General features: G+C 63.6%; 14 protein-coding genes (1 of these 14 running past the window's edge). 9 read left to right on the forward strand and 5 right to left on the reverse strand.

Annotated elements, in window-relative coordinates; all coding sequences use genetic code 11:
• Positions 1-498, forward strand: the 3' portion of a protein-coding gene (locus FME97_RS08025; protein WP_141428816.1) for a pirin family protein. It extends 213 nt beyond the left edge of the window; 498 of the gene's 711 nt are visible here — the last part of the coding sequence; its start codon lies beyond the left edge, outside the window; it ends in the stop codon at positions 496-498.
• 175 nt (positions 499-673) lie between these two features.
• On the opposite strand, the gene FME97_RS08030 is transcribed toward FME97_RS08025, so the two are convergent.
• Together FME97_RS08030 and nadB are read right to left on the reverse strand one after the other, a co-directional pair.
• The gene (locus FME97_RS08030; RefSeq protein ID WP_141428818.1) at positions 674-2,257 is read right to left on the reverse strand and encodes a peptide chain release factor 3; all 1,584 of its coding nucleotides are present in this window, start codon (positions 2,255-2,257) and stop codon (positions 674-676) included.
• Positions 2,258-2,411: 154 nt separating this feature from the next.
• Positions 2,412-3,968 (reverse strand): L-aspartate oxidase, encoded by a 1,557-nt coding sequence (nadB, locus tag FME97_RS08035; protein ID WP_141428820.1) that lies wholly within the window; start codon positions 3,966-3,968, stop codon positions 2,412-2,414.
• A 69-nt stretch (positions 3,969-4,037) separates the two neighbouring features.
• On the opposite strand from nadB, the gene FME97_RS08040 reads away from it, so the two are divergent.
• Entirely contained in the window at positions 4,038-5,249 is a 1,212-nt protein-coding gene (locus FME97_RS08040) for an S-adenosylmethionine:tRNA ribosyltransferase-isomerase (protein ID WP_141428821.1), read from the forward strand.
• A 74-nt stretch (positions 5,250-5,323) separates the two neighbouring features.
• On the opposite strand, the gene FME97_RS08045 is transcribed toward FME97_RS08040, so the two are convergent.
• Together FME97_RS08045 and FME97_RS08050 are read right to left on the reverse strand one after the other, a co-directional pair.
• Positions 5,324-5,965 carry an outer membrane beta-barrel protein gene (locus FME97_RS08045; RefSeq protein WP_141428823.1) on the reverse strand — a complete coding sequence of 214 codons (642 nt, stop codon included), beginning with the start codon at positions 5,963-5,965 and terminating at the stop codon, positions 5,324-5,326.
• On the reverse strand, positions 5,962-7,164 hold the full coding sequence (locus FME97_RS08050; protein WP_141428825.1) for a sodium:proton antiporter: 1,203 nt from the start codon (positions 7,162-7,164) through the stop codon (positions 5,962-5,964). The genes FME97_RS08045 and FME97_RS08050 overlap by 4 nt, the downstream gene beginning before the upstream one ends.
• A 324-nt stretch (positions 7,165-7,488) precedes the next feature.
• On the opposite strand from FME97_RS08050, the gene eno reads away from it, so the two are divergent.
• The gene (gene eno / locus FME97_RS08055) at positions 7,489-8,775 is read left to right on the forward strand and encodes a phosphopyruvate hydratase (RefSeq protein ID WP_141428826.1); all 1,287 of its coding nucleotides are present in this window, start codon (positions 7,489-7,491) and stop codon (positions 8,773-8,775) included.
• Positions 8,776-9,175: 400 nt separating this feature from the next.
• On the opposite strand, the gene FME97_RS08060 is transcribed toward eno, so the two are convergent.
• Positions 9,176-9,937, reverse strand: a complete 762-nt coding sequence (locus tag FME97_RS08060) for a DeoR/GlpR family DNA-binding transcription regulator (protein ID WP_232522855.1) — start codon at positions 9,935-9,937, stop codon at positions 9,176-9,178.
• A gap of 309 nt (positions 9,938-10,246) precedes the next feature.
• On the opposite strand from FME97_RS08060, the gene FME97_RS08065 reads away from it, so the two are divergent.
• Genes FME97_RS08065 through FME97_RS08090 form a run of 6 tightly spaced genes read left to right on the forward strand, consistent with a single transcriptional unit; the run spans position 10,247 to position 17,600 of the window.
• Complete coding sequence (locus FME97_RS08065; protein WP_141428830.1) at positions 10,247-11,380, forward strand: SIS domain-containing protein; 1,134 nt, start codon at positions 10,247-10,249, stop codon at positions 11,378-11,380.
• Between the two features lie 24 nt (positions 11,381-11,404).
• Positions 11,405-12,631, forward strand: coding sequence for a class II D-tagatose-bisphosphate aldolase non-catalytic subunit (locus FME97_RS08070; protein WP_141428831.1), 1,227 nt, complete (start codon positions 11,405-11,407; stop codon positions 12,629-12,631).
• 12 nt (positions 12,632-12,643) lie between these two features.
• Positions 12,644-13,603, forward strand: coding sequence for a carbohydrate kinase family protein (locus FME97_RS08075; RefSeq protein WP_141428833.1), 960 nt, complete (start codon positions 12,644-12,646; stop codon positions 13,601-13,603).
• Between the two features lie 2 nt (positions 13,604-13,605).
• On the forward strand, positions 13,606-14,430 hold the full coding sequence (locus tag FME97_RS08080; RefSeq protein ID WP_141428835.1) for a class II fructose-bisphosphate aldolase: 825 nt from the start codon (positions 13,606-13,608) through the stop codon (positions 14,428-14,430).
• A gap of 37 nt (positions 14,431-14,467) precedes the next feature.
• Complete coding sequence (locus FME97_RS08085) at positions 14,468-15,574, forward strand: amidohydrolase family protein (protein WP_141428837.1); 1,107 nt, start codon at positions 14,468-14,470, stop codon at positions 15,572-15,574.
• A gap of 13 nt (positions 15,575-15,587) precedes the next feature.
• Complete coding sequence (locus tag FME97_RS08090; protein WP_141428839.1) at positions 15,588-17,600, forward strand: glycoside hydrolase family 36 protein; 2,013 nt, start codon at positions 15,588-15,590, stop codon at positions 17,598-17,600.
• Positions 17,601-17,617 lie beyond the last annotated feature (17 nt).

Consider the following 17,617-nt stretch of genomic DNA (forward strand, 5'->3'; position numbering starts at 1 on the left):
GGGGCGCTGCGACACCGGGACAGTATGGGGTATGTGCAGGAGTTGCGGCCGGGCGGGATACAGGTGATGTCGGCCGGTACGGGAATCACGCACAGCGAATTCAACGCCAGCGACACCGAGCCGGTGAAGTTCCTGCAAATATGGGTGCTGCCCGATGCCCGCGGGCACAGGCCCCGGTACGATCAACTGACGCTGGCCCCCGCCGTGCGCAATGAGCTGCGGCTGATCGTGGCGCCCGAGGGTTTCGGGAACGAGCATGTGGGATGGATTCACCAGCGGGCCTGGTTTCATACGCTCGACCTCGATGCGGGACGCGGGGCGGATTATCGCCTGCGGCTCTTCGGCGACGGCGTTTACCTGTTCGTGCTGGAGGGGTGCGTCGAAACGGCCGGAGAGACCCTGTCGCGGCGCGACGGGCTCGGGATCTGCGGCGCGGGGGAACTGCGCATTGACGCTGCGGCCGATGCCTCCGTGCTGCTGATCGAAGTGCCGATGTGATTCGTCCCGGCCGGTTCCGGCCGATTCGTCCGGGTTCTACCGCATGCCGTTTCCCGGTGGGGAGGGTGTATTCGATCGGGAAGGCGGTTTTCCGTAGTGCCGGAGAGGCGGACGCATCGCACCGCTTTTGTTCCGGGACCGGCCTTCATGTCAGACGAATGGGCTTTTCATCGGATCAGAACTCCGAGGTGAAGTGGAAGCGGATCTCCTTGAAATTCTCCTGCGCCAGGGCGAGCGCATAGCTCGTGTCGGCGAGGAAGACGTCGCGGCCGTGCTTGTCCACGGCCATGTTGGTGTGCTTGCGGCGTTTGAAGTCGGCCAGTTGCGCGGCGTTGTCGCTCTCGATCCAGCAGGCTTTGTAGATCGAGATCGGCTCCCAGCGGCAGGAGGCGTTGTATTCGTGCTCGAGGCGGTACTGGATCACCTCGAACTGTAGCGCGCCCACCGTGCCGATGATCTTGCGGCCGTTGAGCGACGAGGTGAAGAGCTGCGCCACGCCCTCGTCCATGAGTTGGTCGATGCCCTTGGCCAGTTGCTTGAACTTCAGCGGGTCGGCGTTCTCGATGTAGCGGAACTGTTCGGGGGCGAACGACGGGATGCCCGTGAAGCGGAGCTTTTCGCCTTCGGTGAACGTGTCGCCGATCTTGAAGTTGCCCGTGTCGTGCAGGCCCACGATGTCGCCTGGGTAGGCGAAGTCGATCACCGACTTCTTTTCGGCCATGAAGGCCGTCGGCGAGGAGAATTTCATCTGCTTGCCGCTGCGGACGTGCAGGTAGTTCCGGTTGCGTTCGAACGTGCCCGAGCAGATTTTCAGGAAGGCGATGCGGTCGCGGTGGTTGGGGTCCATGTTGGCGTGTATCTTGAATACGAAGCCGGTCATTTTCGGCTCCCCGGGCTCCACCGTGCGCGTCTCGGTTGGGGCCGGACGCGGCGAGGGGGCGATGCGCACGAAGCATTCGAGCAGTTCGCGGACGCCGAAGTTGTTCACGGCCGATCCGAAGAATACGGGCGCCAGCTCGCCCCGGAGGTAGGCGTCGCGGTCGAATGCGTCGTAAACCCCTTCGACCAGCTCGACGTCCTGCCGCAACTGGTCGGCGAATTTCGCGCCGATGCGCTCGTCGAGTTCCGCCGATGCGAGGTCTTCGATCTCGACCGTCGAGGCGTCGGCCGTCAGTTTCTCGTCCGAGGTGAAGAGCGACAGTCGCCGTTCGTAGAGGTTATAGACTCCCTTGAACGTCGGGCCGTTCGAAATGGGGAAGGCCAGCGGACGCACGCGGATGTGCAGCTCCTTCTCCACCTCGTCCAGCAGGTCGAACGGCTCCTTCGAGGGGCGGTCCAGCTTGTTGATGAAGACGATCACGGGCGTCTGCCGCATCCGGCAGACCTCCATCAGCTTGCGCGTCTGCGCCTCGACGCCCTTCGCTCCGTCGATGACGATGATGACCGAATCGACGGCCGTGAGCGTGCGGTAGGTGTCCTCTGCAAAGTCCTCGTGGCCGGGGGTGTCGAGAATATTGATCTTGCATCCCGCGTATTCGAAGCCCATCACGGCCGTGGCCACCGAAATGCCTCGCTGGCGCTCGATCTCCATGAAGTCGGACGTGGCGCCCTTCTTGATCTTGTTGCTCTTGACGGCTCCGGCCACGTGGATCGCGCCGCCGAAGAGCAGCAGTTTCTCCGTGAGGGTGGTCTTGCCCGCGTCGGGGTGGGCGATGACGGCGAAGGTTCGCCGGCGTGTGATCTCTTCCTGTTGTGTCATAGTCGTATGGCGAATTGGCTCCGGGACCGATCCCGGATTGCGGGACGCTGTTTCGCGGCGGGCCGCCGCACCTGCGGGGCCCTTTCGTCCGGCCCTTTCGGCAAGGACCCGCCGCATTGCGTCCGGGATGCGGGCGGGGGCGTTCCGGGCGGGGCTACTCCTTGGGGTAGTCCATGTTGTAGTGGCAGCCCACCGACTCCTTGATCTCGCGCCCCTGCTTGATTACGAGGTACGCCACGGCGATCATGTTCCGCAGCTCGCACAGCTCGCGGTTGGGCTTGGTCTTGCCGTAGAGCTCTTCGGTCTCTTCGAAGAGGATCGACAGCCGCCGCATGGCGCGTTTGAGCGAGAGGTTCGAGCGCACGATGCCCACGTAGTTGGACATGATCTGCTGCACCTCGCGTTTGGACTGGATGAGCATGAGCATCTCCTCGGTGTGCTGCGTGCCTTCGAAATCCCAGTCGGGAATGCCCTCCTGGAAATCGACCGTGCCGACGAGCGACGCCGTGCGGCGTGCGGCCTGGTCGGCATAGACGACCGCCTCGATGAGCGAGTTCGAAGCCAGCCGGTTCGCGCCGTGCAGCCCCGTGCAGGAGGTTTCGCCCAGCGCGTAGAGGCGGCGGATGGAGGTTTCGCCGTTGGTGTCCACCTTCACGCCGCCGCAGCAGTAGTGCGCCGCGGGGGTCACGGGAATCCAGTCCTTCGTGATGTCGATGCCGATCGAGCGGCACTTCTCGTAGATGTTGGGGAAGTGGCTGCGCACGGCCGCGGGATCCTTGTGCGTCACGTCGAGGTAAACGAAATCCTCGCCCCGGCGGGTCATTTCGCGGTAGATGGCGCGGGCCACGACGTCGCGCGGCGCCAGCGAGCGCATCGGATGGTACTTGTCCATGAACTCCTCGCCCGACTGCAGGCGCAGGATGGCCCCGAAGCCGCGCATGGCCTCGGTGATGAGAAAGTTGGGCTTCTCGCCCGGGTTGTAGAGCGTCGTGGGGTGGAACTGGATGAACTCCATGTTCTCGGTGATGGCCTTGGCGCGGTGGCACATGGCGATTCCGTCGCCCGTGGCCACGACCGGATTGGAGGTCGAGGAGTAAATGTTGCCGCAGCCGCCCGTGGCGACGACGGTGAATTTCGAAAGCATGGTCTCGATCTCGTTGGTCCGCTCGTTGAGCACGTAGGCGCCGAAACACGTCAGCCCCCGCGTGTGGCGCGTGACGAACTCGCCCAGGTGGTGCTGCGTCAGCAGGTCGATGGCGAAGTGCCTCTCGAGCACCGTGATGTTCGGGTGGCGGCGCACCGACTCGACGAGGGCCCGTTCGATCTCGGCGCCCGTGAGGTCCTCGTGGTGGAGGATGCGGTGCTCCGAGTGGCCGCCCTCGCGGTTGAGCTCGAAGCGTCCGTCGGGGGTCGTGTCGAAGCGCGTGCCCCAGGCGATCAGGTCGCCGATCAGCTCGGGAGCGCGCCGCACGACCAGCTCCACGGCCTTCCCGTCGCATTTGCCCGCGCCGCATACGAGCGTGTCGGCGATGTGCTTCTCGAAGGTGTCGGGGGCGTAGGTGACCGAGCAGATGCCGCCTTGTGCGTAATTGGTGTTGCACTCCGCGATCTCGCCCTTGGTCACGACCGTGACATGGCCGTGGGCGGCGGCCTTCAGCGCGAACGAGAGGCCCGCCGCGCCGGAACCGATAACCAGAAAGTCGGTTTTCATTGTTTTCTGACCATTAAGCGCCGCAAAGTTACAAAAAATAGTAACTTTGCCGCACAAATTCCGGCAAATATGGAGCGACATATAGACATAAACAGTTTCGACTACGCGCTTCCGGACGAGCGGATCGCCCGGTTCCCGCTCGCCGAGCGCAGCGCCTCGAGGCTGCTCGTCTGGCGCCGTGGACGGATCGCCGAGACGCGTTTTTCCGACATCGGCGACGTGCTGCCCGCGGGCGAGCTGCTCGTGTTCAACAACACGAAGGTCATCCGCGCGCGGATCATCATGCACAAGCCCTCGGGGGCGCGCATCGAGGTGTTCTGCCTCGAACCGCACGCACCGGCCGACTACGAGCGGGCGTTCGCCGTGCGGGGCGCGTGCGAGTGGTCGTGCATCGTGGGCAACCGCAAGAAGTGGAAGGAGGGGTATGTCGCCGTCGGCTTCGACTGCGCGGGGCGGGCCGAGCACCTTCGGGCGCGGATGGTCGAGGACCGCGGGCGCGAATGCGTCGTGCGCTTCGAATGGACGGCCCCGATGACTTTCGGGCAGTTGCTCGAGCACCTGGGGCGGATTCCGATTCCGCCCTACCTGAACCGCGAGAGCGAGGAGATCGACAACACGCGCTACCAGACCGTCTATTCGAAAGTGGAGGGGTCGGTGGCGGCCCCTACGGCGGGGCTGCATTTCACGCCGGAGCTGATCGGGGCGATGGAAGCCCGCGGATTCGGTTTCGAGGAGGTGACGCTCCACGTCGGGGCGGGCACGTTCCTGCCCGTGAAGGACGAGGACGCCGCGAAGCATCCGATGCACACCGAGCATTTCGAGGTGCGGCGCGCGACGGTGGCCCGCCTGCTGGAGCGGTGGGGGCATATCACCGCCGTCGGGACCACCTCGGTGCGCACGCTCGAATCGCTCGCGGCCCTGGCGTGGCGCATCCGCACGGGCGGAACGCCCGACGCGGAGCGGGTGATCGGGCAGTGGGAGCCGTACGACATTCCTTCCGGTTATACGGGGCGCGAGGCGCTGGAGGAGCTGCTCGCGTGGATGGATGCGCACGGCTGCGACCGGCTGAAGGCCGCTACGCGGATCATGATTACGCCGCTCGGTTACGAGTTCCGCATCGTAAGGAATATCGTCACGAATTTCCACCAGCCCAAATCGACCCTGCTGCTGCTCGTCTCGGCCTTCGTGGGCGAGGAGTGGCGGAACATCTACGACTATGCGCTGGACCACGGGTTCCGCTTCCTGAGCTACGGCGATTCGTCGGTGCTGCTGCGGGAGTAGCGGCCGGATGGCCTGCCGGACCGGCAAAACGAAAGGACGCCCCGCGGGGCGTCCTTTCGTCTTTCCGCAGCGGTTCAGAAGCGGTAGCCGATGCCGACGGAAAGGTTGCGGCTGCGGAATCCGTCGAATCGGAACTTCGTCAGGTCCCCGTCGGGGTCGGAGGGAAGGGTGTACTCTTCGGAAAGGGTGTTCAGACATCCCACGTCGCAGCCTGCGCGGAGCTGGATCCGCCGCCACTCCACGCCGAGAGCCAGCCGGATGCCGAAATCCGACCGGCGGAGCGCGCCGTGCGGCCCGAACAGGTCGTACCATGCCCCGCTGCTGCGGATCTTGCCGCCCAGCCCCACGGCATACCACGCTCCGGCCGCCGGGATGAGATCGAGCCGCCGCCCGAGGCGGATGCGGACGTTCAGCAGCAGGGGAACCTGCAGATACATGGGACGTATGGCGAGCCCCCGGTATGCGCCGCCGGCGCTCGTGAAACCGATGCCCGTTTCGACGTAGAGGGGCAGACTGCGGTGGAGCAGCACCTCGTCCGCCACTTCGATATGGTAACCCGTGCGTGTTTCCGTGGCGGCCCGAAGCGAGCCGAGCGTGACCTGCAGGTGGGCGAAGGTCGCGCCGCCGCGCACGGACAGCATGTTCTTCGCGCGTTCCTGCGCCGCGGCAGGCGCGATCAGCAGCACGGCGGCGACGAGCGGCAGCAGACGTCTCATACGGTTTTTCCGTTGGCCGTCTCCGGCGTGTAACTTTTGAGCGCCAGTTGCTTGACCCATACGACGAAGCCGCCCGTGAGCACCAGATTCAGCACCAGCGTCAGCACCGAGACGACGAGCGCCGGGCCGCCCAGGTTGTACCCCAGGGCGATGAAGATGACCCCGGCCCCCACTTCGCCGCGGGTGAACATGCCCACCGAGAGGGCCAGCCGTTCGCTCAGTTTCCGGTCGCGGTAGAAGAACAGGGGGACGAGTTTGCCGAGGTTCGAAAGCAGCGATACGGCCACCACGTGCAGGGCCACGACGCCCCACGGCATCATCGGCTGCGACGCCGTGACGGAGGAGGCCGCGGCTGCGGCGTCGGCGGCTCCGGAGCCGGTCATCAGCGGCATGCTTATTCCCACGAGCAGCATGAAGAGGAACGAGATGCCCGTGGCGATGCGGCGTTCGGCGGGCGTGTCGATATGCCGGTGGCGCATCAGCATCCCGACGACGAAGGCCGGGAGCAGCACCTCGATATGGATGCTGTTCTCGGGGCCGTACCAGTGTTTCGTGGCGAGGTAGATCGCCTGCGTCAGCGCGCAGACCGCGACCGAGAGCCCGAGGATGCGTTTCCAGTCCTGCCGCACGTCCCACGTGCCCTGCCGGCGCCAGCCGACGGCGAGCAGCACGACGACGATGGCCACGATGGCGAACATCTGCCACCGCAGGCCGATCATCAGGATCTGCAGGGGGATCATCAGCAGGATGGTGTCCAGGTCGTCGAAGATGGCGAGCACCTGGATTTTGCGGTAGATCCAGCTCTCCTTGAGCTTCAGCGCCGCCAGCATCGTGAAGAGGATGCCCGCCGAGGTCGGGGCGGCGAAGCGGCTCAGCAGCAGGTTCTCCTTCCAGGCTGCCGGGTCGCTCCAGAGATCGGAGGGAAGCAGCACGAAGACGTAGTAGAGTACGATGAGCAGCCAGGGCAGCGCCGCCGTGGCCATGGCGATGAAGTAGTCGGCCGTGTAGGAGCGCCAGCGCGTCTTGTCGATTTCGAACTCGCGGCCCACGTTGATCATGATGAATCCCAGGCAGACGTACAGCAGCGTGTCGGCCGCGGCCTTGAACGGGCCGTAACCCGCGCCGAGCGCGCCGGGAAGCAGTTGGGAGGCCACGAGTCCCGCCATGAGGAAGAGAGAGAAGGAGAGTACTTTGCGCATGGAAGCGAATCTTTGTTTGGACGGTCCTATTCCTTCGGGCGCATCCGGCCGCGGGGGCGCCGGTGCATTCGAAAGTATATGAACGCGTTCGGTTGTCGTGTGCGGACGCCGTTCCGCGGAACGGCGTCCGGGTTCACGGGACAAAGATACGATTTTGCGGCGGATTCCCAAACCGGCGGGGAAGCTGTCGCGGCCTTCGGCGGGGGATTCCGCGGCGTGAAAAAAATAACAGCCGGCGAATCCGCAATTCACAATTATTTTGTAACTTTGCGGTGCAAAACGGACAGAAAGTTTTAAGACCGTATAATTCAAATTATTACAACTATGCAGATTGTAGAGATTCACGCAAGGGAGATCCTCGATTCGAGAGGCAATCCGACCGTCGAGGTCGAAGTTCGTACCGTATCCGGCGCATTCGGCCGTGCCGCCGTTCCGAGCGGCGCATCGACGGGTGAGCACGAGGCCCTCGAGCTTCGTGACGGCGACAAGAGCCGTTATCTGGGCAAGGGTGTGCTGAACGCCGTGAAGAACGTCAACGAGGTGATCGCTCCGGCCATTATCGGCATGAACGTGGCCGATCAGGTGGGCATCGACAAGGCGATGATCGCCCTCGACGGCACGCCTACGAAGTCGAAGCTGGGCGCCAACGCCATTCTCGGCGTGTCGCTGGCCGTGGCCCGCGCCGCCGCCGACTACTTCGGCATGCCGCTCTATCGCTATATCGGCGGTTCGAACGCCAAGACGCTGCCCGTGCCGATGATGAACATCATCAACGGCGGTTCGCACTCGGACGCTCCGATCGCGTTCCAGGAGTTCATGATCCGTCCCGTGGGCGCTCCGTCGCTCAAGGAGGGTCTGCGCATGGGCGCCGAGGTGTTCCACAACCTGAAGAAGGTGCTCCACGAGCGCGGCCTCTCGACCGCCGTGGGCGACGAGGGCGGTTTCGCTCCCGCGCTGAACGGTACGGAGGATGCGCTGGATTCGATCATCAAGGCCATCGAGAAGGCCGGCTACGTTCCCGGAAAGGACGTGATGATCGGCATGGACTGCGCTTCGTCGGAATTCTATAAGGACGGCGTGTACGACTATACGATCTTCGAGGGCGAGAAGGGCGCCAAGCGCACTTCGAAGGAGCAGGTGGAGTACCTGAAGGGCCTCGTGGAGAAGTACCCGATCGACTCGATCGAGGACGGTATGTCGGAGAACGACTGGGAAGGCTGGCAGATGCTGACCGCCGAGATCGGCGGCAAGTGCCAGCTCGTCGGCGACGACCTGTTCGTCACCAACGTCGAGTTCCTGAAGAAGGGCATCGAGATGGGCTGCGCCAACTCGATCCTCATCAAGGTGAACCAGATCGGCTCGCTGACGGAGACGCTCGACGCGATCGAAATGGCGCACCGCGCCGGCTATACGTCGGTTACGTCGCACCGCTCGGGCGAGACCGAGGATTCGACGATCGCCGATATCGCCGTGGCTACGAACTCGGGTCAGATCAAGACCGGTTCGATGTCGCGTTCGGACCGTATGGCCAAATACAACCAGTTGCTCCGCATCGAGGAAGAGCTGGGCGACGAGGCCATCTACGGCTATAAGAAGGTTTACCGCAAGTAAAATTTCCGGCGGCTTCGGCTGCGGATATTCCGAGGGTCCGGCCTGTGAAGGCCGGGCCTTTTTTCGTATCCGGATTTTTGCATCCGGGTTCCGTGCGGGCGGGGGCGTGGTCAGGGATAGGCCGGAGAGTATGCGTCGGCCGGACGTATCCGGCTGAACCGGGGTCCGGGGATTCTGCCTCCCCGGGGTTTCCGGCTCCTCCGGTTTCCGCCTGTTTTTGTTCGGGCTTTTTCCGGTGCGTCTTCCGGACGGACGGGCCGGAGATGCGGAAGAAGGGGGGCTGCGATCCGGAACGATCGCAGCCCCCCCCCTTCTTCGGTCTGTCCGTCCGGTTGGTTCCGCGGACGCTGCGGGCGCCTGACAGGCAGAAATATATTTCGAAAGTTTCGAATGCGGCCGGTTACGGATGCACTTCGGCCGCGTAGACTTTGATCTGCATGGACCGTAGCTGGTTCCGGATATTGGCCGGCAGGTTGCTGTCCGACACCACGACGTCTATTTTGTCCACCGGGGCGATGAAGGCGAAACTGCGCTTGTTGCACTTGCTCGAGTCGAACACCGCGATCACCCGTTTCGACATCGAGAGCATCATCTGGTTGATATTCGCCTCTTCGATATTCGGGGTGGACAGTCCGCATTCGATATTGAAGCTGTCCACGCCCAAAAACAGTTTGTCGCAATAGAAAACCTTGAGGTTCATTTCGGCGATGGGTCCCACCGTGGACTGCGACGCTCCGCGCAGATTGCCTCCCAGCAGAATGATATTGAACCGTTTGTAGCCCAGCAGCTCGGCCGCGATGTTGATTGAGTTGGTGATGATCGTGAGCCGCTGGAACTTGTGGAGGTTGCGCGCTATTTCGAGTGTCGTGGTGCCCGAGTCCAGCAGGATCGTGTCGTTTTCCTCGATCAGCGTGGCCGCGACGCGGCCGATCGCCTGTTTTTCGCGCGTGTTGAAAAACCGCTTGTTGTGGATCGGCGTGTCCTCCTTGCTCTCGGCCTCGGTGTTGGGGAGGCCGATCGCTCCGCCGCGGGTCCGAATCAGCAGATTCCGTTCGTCGAGTGCGTTGAGGTCTTTGCGGATCGTAACTTCCGATACGCCGAATTCCCGGTGGAGTTCTTCGACCGAGATCGCCGACTGGCTTTTCAGTCGTTGCAGAATCATTGATCTTCTGCCTTTTGTCGTTTTTAGCGTGTTGTCCATCGTACTGCCCGGTGTAAGATTGGGTTAGAGGTCGTGTTACGGATGCAAAGATATGAAAAATTTCCGTCATAAACTGAAATGTGAGTTTCGAAACTTTGTGAAATTAAATTTCGGGCCGGATTGTTGAGGGCTATTTCATTGTTTTATAGTTTATTATGCGCTATTTTCCTCTCTGCGTCGGTCGTGGTGTCTGAAAAAATATCGTATTCGAAACATTGCGAAATTTTCGGTTTGCGTATTTTTGCCTTCGTCGAATTAAAAGTCCTGATTATGCAAAGTAAAGGCCAATATACCTATGCCGAGATCATGCAGCAACCCCGTGTCTGGAAACAGCAGTACGACCGGATCGCGGCGCGGCGGCAGGAGATCGAAACGTTCGTGCGCTCGCACATCGAGCGGGGCTACCGGGTGCTTTTCACCGGAGCGGGCACTTCGGCCTATATCGGCGATGCGCTGGTTCCGGCCGTCGCGGGTTCGCTCTTCGAGGGGGCGGCGGCAGTTCCCACGACCGACATCATCACCCATCCGGCCTCCTGGTTCACTCCGGGGCGCAACGTGCTGCTCGTGTCGTTCGCCCGTTCGGGCAACAGTCCCGAGAGCCTCGGCGCTATCAAGCTGGCCGACAGGCTGGGAGGAGAGCGGGTCGCGCATATCTTCATTACCTGCAACGCCGAAGGGCGGCTGGCCCGGATCGCTGCGGCGCACCGCGATTCGCTGCTGCTGCTCCTGCCCGCCGAGACGGACGACAGAAGTCTGGCCATGACCAGCAGTTTCTCGACCATGCTGCTTACGGCGTTGCTGGTTTCGCGCATCGACCGGATCGGCGGGGACGCCGCGGCGGTCGAATGCCTGGCGAACCAGACCGCCCGTGCGCTGGAGACTTACGACAGCCGGATCGCGGCGGTCGCACGGCGGAACTTCTCGCGGGCGGTCTTCCTCGGATCGGGCGCGCTGAAGGGTATCGCCGAGGAGTCGCATCTCAAGTTGCAGGAGCTGACCGACGGGGGCGTCATGTGCGGCTTCGATTCGTTTCTCGGATTCCGCCACGGTCCGAAGGCCGTCGTGAAGGAGGATTCGCTGCTGGTTTACCTCGTTTCGCGCGATCCCGCCGTACGTCGTTACGAGGAGGACCTGATCCGGCAGATTGATGCGAACAACCGGACGGCCGCCGTGGTGGCCGTTTCGGCGGAGCCTTACGCCGTCGGGGGCGTCTCCTTCGATCTGAACGTGGTGCTCGGCGGCGGCGATACGGGTGTCTATGGCTGCATCCCCTATGTCTTTACGGCCCAACTGCTGGGTTATTACAAATCCCTCGACCGGGGGCTGAATCCCGATTCGCCCTCCGTGTCGGGCAATATCCACCGTGTCGTGGAGGGGGTCACGATCTATCCTTACGAACGATAATACAACCGACTTTCCGGAATCGCTATGAAAAAAACCGAACAACTGCTCGAATCCATCGGCCGGATCACCCGCGAGACGGGGATTCCCCGCACCATCTTCGCTGTGTGCCCCAATTCGGTGGCCGTGACGAAGGCCGCATTCCGCGCCGCACGCCGCAACAACGCCCCGATCTATTTCGCCGCGACCCTGAACCAGATCGACGTGGACGGAGGCTATACGGGGATGACGCCGGCCGACTTCGTACGCATGGCGCGTCTCGAGGCCGAGGCCATCCATTATACGGGTACGACCGTCATCGCCATCGACCACGGCGGTCCGTGGCTCAAGGACCGGCAGGCCGTCGAGCGCTGGTCGCCCGAGGAGGCCATGAACGGCGTGAAGAAGTCGTTCGAAGCCGCCGTGCTGGCCGGTTACGACCTGATCCACGTCGATCCCACGGTGGATATTTTCGTGCCGAAGGGGGAGATCATCAGCATCCATCTGGTGGTCGCCCGCACCGTCGAGCTGATCGCCCATGTCGAGCGGTTCCGCCGCGAACGCGGACTGCCGCCCGTCTCCTACGAGGTGGGAACCGAGGAGGTGCACGGCGGACTGGCCGACGAGAAGACCTTCGACACGTTCCTCGCGGAGCTGAAAACCGCTCTGAAGGAGGCCGGGCTGGAGGACGTATGGCCCTGCTTCGTCGTGGGCAAGGTGGGGACCGACCTGCATACCGCGACGTTCGATCCCGGGGTGGCGCGTGTGCTGACGGACAAGGTACGCCCCTACGGCAGTTTCATCAAGGGCCACTATACCGACGGGGTGAGCAATCCCGAGCAGTATCCCCTCTGCGGCATGGGCGCCGCCAATGTGGGCCCGGAGTTCACGATGAGCGAATACGACGCGCTGGCCGAGCTGGAGCTGCTCGAAAGCCGCGAGCTGGAGAAAGGTACGGTGGCGATGGCCTCGCGCATGACCGGGGTGCTGGAGCGGCTGGTCCGCGAGTCGGGGCGCTGGCGCAAATGGCTGCATGAGGAGGAGGCCGGACTGGAGTTCGATCAGCTCGGCGCGGAACGCCGGATGTGGCTCGTCAAGACGGGCTGCCGCTATATCTGGCAGCGGCCCGAGGCGCTGGCCGCCCGCTACATGCTCTGCGACAACCTGCGTCGTGCGGGATACGATCCCGAGGAGATGGTGCTGGGGCGTATCGAGCGCGACATGGACAAGTATTTCACGGCTTTCAACCTGGTCAATCTGAACGACCTGCTCTAACCGAGACGCGCTATGAAAACTTTCGATGTCATCGCGCTGGGCGAACTGAACGTGGACCTGATCCTGAACCGGATCGCCGGGTTTCCCGAGGTGGGCAAGGAGATTTTCGCCCGGGACATGATCTGCACGCTGGGCAGCTCGACGGCCATTTTCGCCGCCAACGTCTCGGCGCTGGGCGCCCGCACGGCGTTCGCGGGCATGATCGGCCGCGACGCCTTCGGGGAGCTGGTGCGCGGAAGTCTCGAGGCGCGCGGCGTGGATACGCGCTATGTGATCGAGGCGGCGGACCGCGCCACCGGCGTCACGGTCGTCATGAGTTACGGCGAGGACCGGGCCAACGTCACTTATCCGGGAGCCATGGAGGCCCTGCGCTTCGCCGACCTCGATCCGGAGATTTTCCTGTCGGCCCGGCATATTCACCTCTCGTCGCTTTTCATGCAGCCCGGGCTGCTGGCCGATATCGTGCCGATCCTGCGGGCGGCGCACGACGGCGGCGCGACCGTCTCGCTCGATACGCAGTGGGACCCCGCCGAGGAGTGGCGGATCGACTGCCGCGAGGTGCTGCCGCTCATCGACATCTTTATGCCCAACGAGGCGGAACTGACGGCGCTCGCGCATGCGGCGTCGCTCGACGAGGCGATCGGGAGCGTGCGGCCGTGGCTGCGGCGCGCCATGATCGTCAAGCGCGGCAGCCGGGGCTCGGTGCTCGTCACGGCCGGCGGGGAATGCCGCGAGGTCGGGGCGCTGCTCAACCGCGAGGCGGTCGATACCATCGGTGCGGGCGACAGCTTCAATGCCGGGTTCATCCGGTGCTTCGTCCGCGGCGGTTCGCTCGGGGAGTGCCAGGATGCGGGCAACCTCACCGGAGCGATCTCTACGACGGCGGCCGGAGGCACGGGGGCGTTCGCCGACCGGGAGGCGGCCGTCCGTACGGCGCGCGAGCGGTTCGGAAAACAACTGAATCTGGATTGATTATGCACATACGGGAACGACTCAAGGCGTGTCAGGCCGCCGGAACGGCGGTCCTCGCCACCAATTTCTACAATTTCGAGACGCTGACGGCCGTCCTGAAGGCCGCCCGGGCGGTCGATGCTCCGGTCTTGCTGCAACTCACGCGCAGCTCGATCGACTACATGGGGCTCGAACAGGCCGTCCGCATGGGGCGTCAGGGACTGGCCGACTACGGTCTCGAGGGGTGGATACATCTCGACCACGGACCGAGCGTCGAGCTGGCGCAGCGTTGCCTGGAGGCCGGATTCGACTCGGTGATGATCGACGCCAGCGAGCGGCCTTTCGGGGAGAATGTGACCGTGACGCGCCGTGTCGTCGAGCTGGCGCGTCCCTACGGGGCCAATGTGGAGGCCGAGCTGGGTTACGTGGCCAAGCTGGGGCAGCGGCAGGGCGGCGGGTTCACGACTCCGGAGGAAGCCGCGCGCTTCGTGCGGGAGACGGGCGTCGATGCGCTGGCCGTGGCCATCGGTTCGGCGCACGGCTTCTACCGGGAAACGCCGCATCTGGATATGGAGCGGCTGAAGGCGATCCGTGCGGCCACCGACGCGGTGCTGGTGCTGCACGGCAGTTCGGGCATTCCGCATCCGATGGTCCGCGAGGCGATCGCGGCCGGCATTTCGAAGGTGAACCTGGCCACCGAGATCAAGGATACCTTCATGCGCTCGCTCAAGGGCGTCCTGACCGCCTCGGACGAGATCGACCTGCGCAAGGTCTTTCCGAAGGCCGTGGAGCCTGTGACGGCGCTGCTCGAAGAAAAATACCGGATGACGGGCACGGCCCGTCGCTGACCGGAACCGAAGATACTGACCTGAAAACCATGATCCGATGAAACCTGTTTGTCTGATGACCATCGCCCTGCTCGGGATTCCGGCCGCCGGCTCCGTGTCGGCGCAGAGCCTCGAAGAACGGAAAGCCGCCGTGCAGGAACTCCGGCTGAAGGATTACGAACCGCGGTCCGTATTCCGCATTCCCCGGACCGATGTCCGGCGGGCCAAATTCCCCGTCGTGGACATGCATTCGCACGACTACGCCGCCGACGATGCCGGAGTGGCCGCATGGGTGCGTACGCTTGACTCGTGCAACATACGCTATTCGAGCGTCATGCACTGCGAGTGGATCGGTGCGCCCTTCGAGGAGTATATACGCAAATACCGGCCCTACGGCGACCGTTTCCTGTTCTGGTGCTGTTTCGACTACACGGGATTCGGCGAACCCGGATGGGCCGAACGGGCCGTTCGCGAGCTGGAGCGCTGTCATGCGCTGGGAGCCCGCGGCGTCGGCGAGATGGTGGACAAGGGGCTGGGCGACACCTATGCCCGTCCCGTGCCCGGACGGGGCATCCACCTCGACGATCCGCGCCTGCGCCCGCTTATCGAACGGTGCGGCGAGCTGGGAATGCCCGTTAGCATCCATATCGCCGAACCGATCTGGATGTACGAGCCGCTGGACCGGCACAATGACGGACTGATGAACGGTGCAGACTGGGCCGTGGACACCTCCGCGGAGGGCTGCCGCGGTTACGAGGAGCTGATGGCGACCTTCGAACGCGCGCTGGCCGCCTATCCCGGGACGACCTTCATCGCCTGCCACTACCTGAACATGAATCAGGACCTGGAGCGGCTCGGGAGGCTGCTCGACAGGTATCCGAACCTCTATGTGGACATTGCCGGCCGGGCGGGCGAGTCGGCCGCCACGCCGCGCGCCACGCGCCGTTTCCTCGTCCGGTATGCGGACCGCGTCCTCTTCGGCACGGACAACGGTACGGACCCCGGCATGTACCGCATGGTCTTCCGGATTCTGGAGACCGACGACGAACACTTCTACAACCCCGACTACGGGTATCACTGGGCTTACAGCGGCTTCCGTCTTCCCGACGACGTGCTGCGGAAAATCTACTACGGCAATGCCGCCCGGCTCCTTCACCTCGACTAACACCCGAACGAACATGAAAAAACTGCTGATCATCGCCTTTCTGCTCTCGGCGGCCGCGTGCTCGTCGCCGCAGCGCATCTCGAACGGCGGAATTGAAATGGAAGTGGACGGCCGCATGCATGTGCGCATCCGTTCGCTGCACGGGGGGACGGCCCCCTTCTGCGACGACTTCAGACCCTTCGACCGGCTGGTGTGCGACGAGGCCGAAATCGTCGATTTCAGGCTCGGACGCGTCGAACGCTGCGAGGGAGGCTATTGCCTGACCGGGCTTGCGGAGGGCGACGGCATCGCGGTCGAAAAACGGATGACGGTCACGGTCCCCGAAGGGGATTGCGACGGAATGCTGCTCGTAAGCACGCGCTATATCAATCGGGGCGGCGACCTGCACGTGCGCCGTCTGGTGGCGAACGAACTGCGCATCGGGGCCGACTCGCTGTTGTGGTCGTTCCAGCCCACCTCCACCTCGGCCCGGGCGGACTGGGTGCTTCCGGTGCGTCCGGGATTCCGGCAGGAGAACTACCTCGGCATGAACAACACGGATTACGGCGGCGGCATTCCGATGGTTTCGCTCTGGCGGCGCGACGGCGGCGTGAGCGTCGGACTGACCGAACCCTGTCTGCGTACGGTCTCCATGCCCGTCGTCTGGAGCCGCAGCAGCGACGCGGCGACGATGTCCCTCGTGCGCGGATTCGACGAGGAACTGCTCTTCGCCCGGGGCGACACGCTGGCGGCTTACGACAGCTTCGTGGCCGTGCAGCAGGGCGATTTCTTCGATCCGCTGCGCAGCTTTTCGACCTACATGCAGCGCTACCGCGGCATCCGCATGGCCGCTTCCGAACCCGGGGCCTTCGAGCCGGTCTGGTGCGCTTGGGGATACGAACGGCAGTTCACCGTCGGCGAGGTGATCGGAACGCTGCCCAAAGTGGCCGAACTGGGCTTCAGGTGGGTGGACGTGGACGACGGCTACCAGATCGCCGAGGGCGATTGGGAGACGAACTCCCGTTTTCCGGGAGGCGGCCGCGACATGCGCCGTATGACCGATGCCATTCACGCGCTGGGCATGAAGGCCAAGCTGTGGTGGGCGCCGATGGCGGCCGATCCCGGCACGCGCATCCTGCGCGAACACCCCGAGATGCTGTTGCAGACGGCCGAAGGGACGCCCGAATACATCACCTGGTGGGACAGTTACTACCTCTCGCCGGTCAATCCCGCCACGGAGCGCTACACGCTGGGATTGGTGGACCGTTTCATGCGCGAGTGGAATTTCGACGGTCTGAAACTCGACGGACAGCATCTGAACCTCTGCCTGCCGGATCACAACCCGGCGAGCGGGCTGGACGATCCGGAGCAGGCCGTGGAGCGCTTCCCCTCCTTCTTCCGCGCGATCTTCGACCGGGCGCGCGCCATCAAGCCCGATGCCGTGGTGCAGCTCTGCCCGTGCGGATGCGCGGTAAACTTCTTCAACATCCCCTATATGAATCAGGCCGTGGCCTCCGATCCCACGTCGAGCTGGCAGGTGCGGCTGAAGGGCAAGAGTTACAAGGCGATCAATCCCGGGCTGGCCTATTACGGCGATCACGTGGAGCTGACGGACGGAGGCGACGATTTTGCCTCGCAGATCGGGATCGGCGCCGTGATCGGTTCGAAATTCACCTGGCCCGAGAACAACCCGGCCGTCGAGGCGGATTACCGGCTCACGCCGGAGAAGGAGCGGCTGTATAAGAAATGGGTGAAGATCTACACCGACAGAATGCTCTCGCTCGGCGACTACCTGAATCTTTACGACATCGGTTTCGACCGGCCCGAAGGACACGTCATCCGCAAGGACGGGGCGCTCTACTACGCCTTCTATGCCGACCGCTGGGACGGCGGTCGCATCGAGCTGCGCGGTCTGGAGCGCGGCCGGACCTATGTGGTCACGGAGTATGCGGCCGACTATCCGCGCAGCTACGAGGTCAGCGGCGACGACCCCTTCATCGTTCCGTCGTTCGATCGCAGCTATCTGATCGAAGTCCGTGAAAAATAGCAAGCATAAACCAAACC

The organism is Alistipes dispar (assembly GCF_006542685.1).
Lineage (GTDB): Bacteria > Bacteroidota > Bacteroidia > Bacteroidales > Rikenellaceae > Alistipes > Alistipes dispar.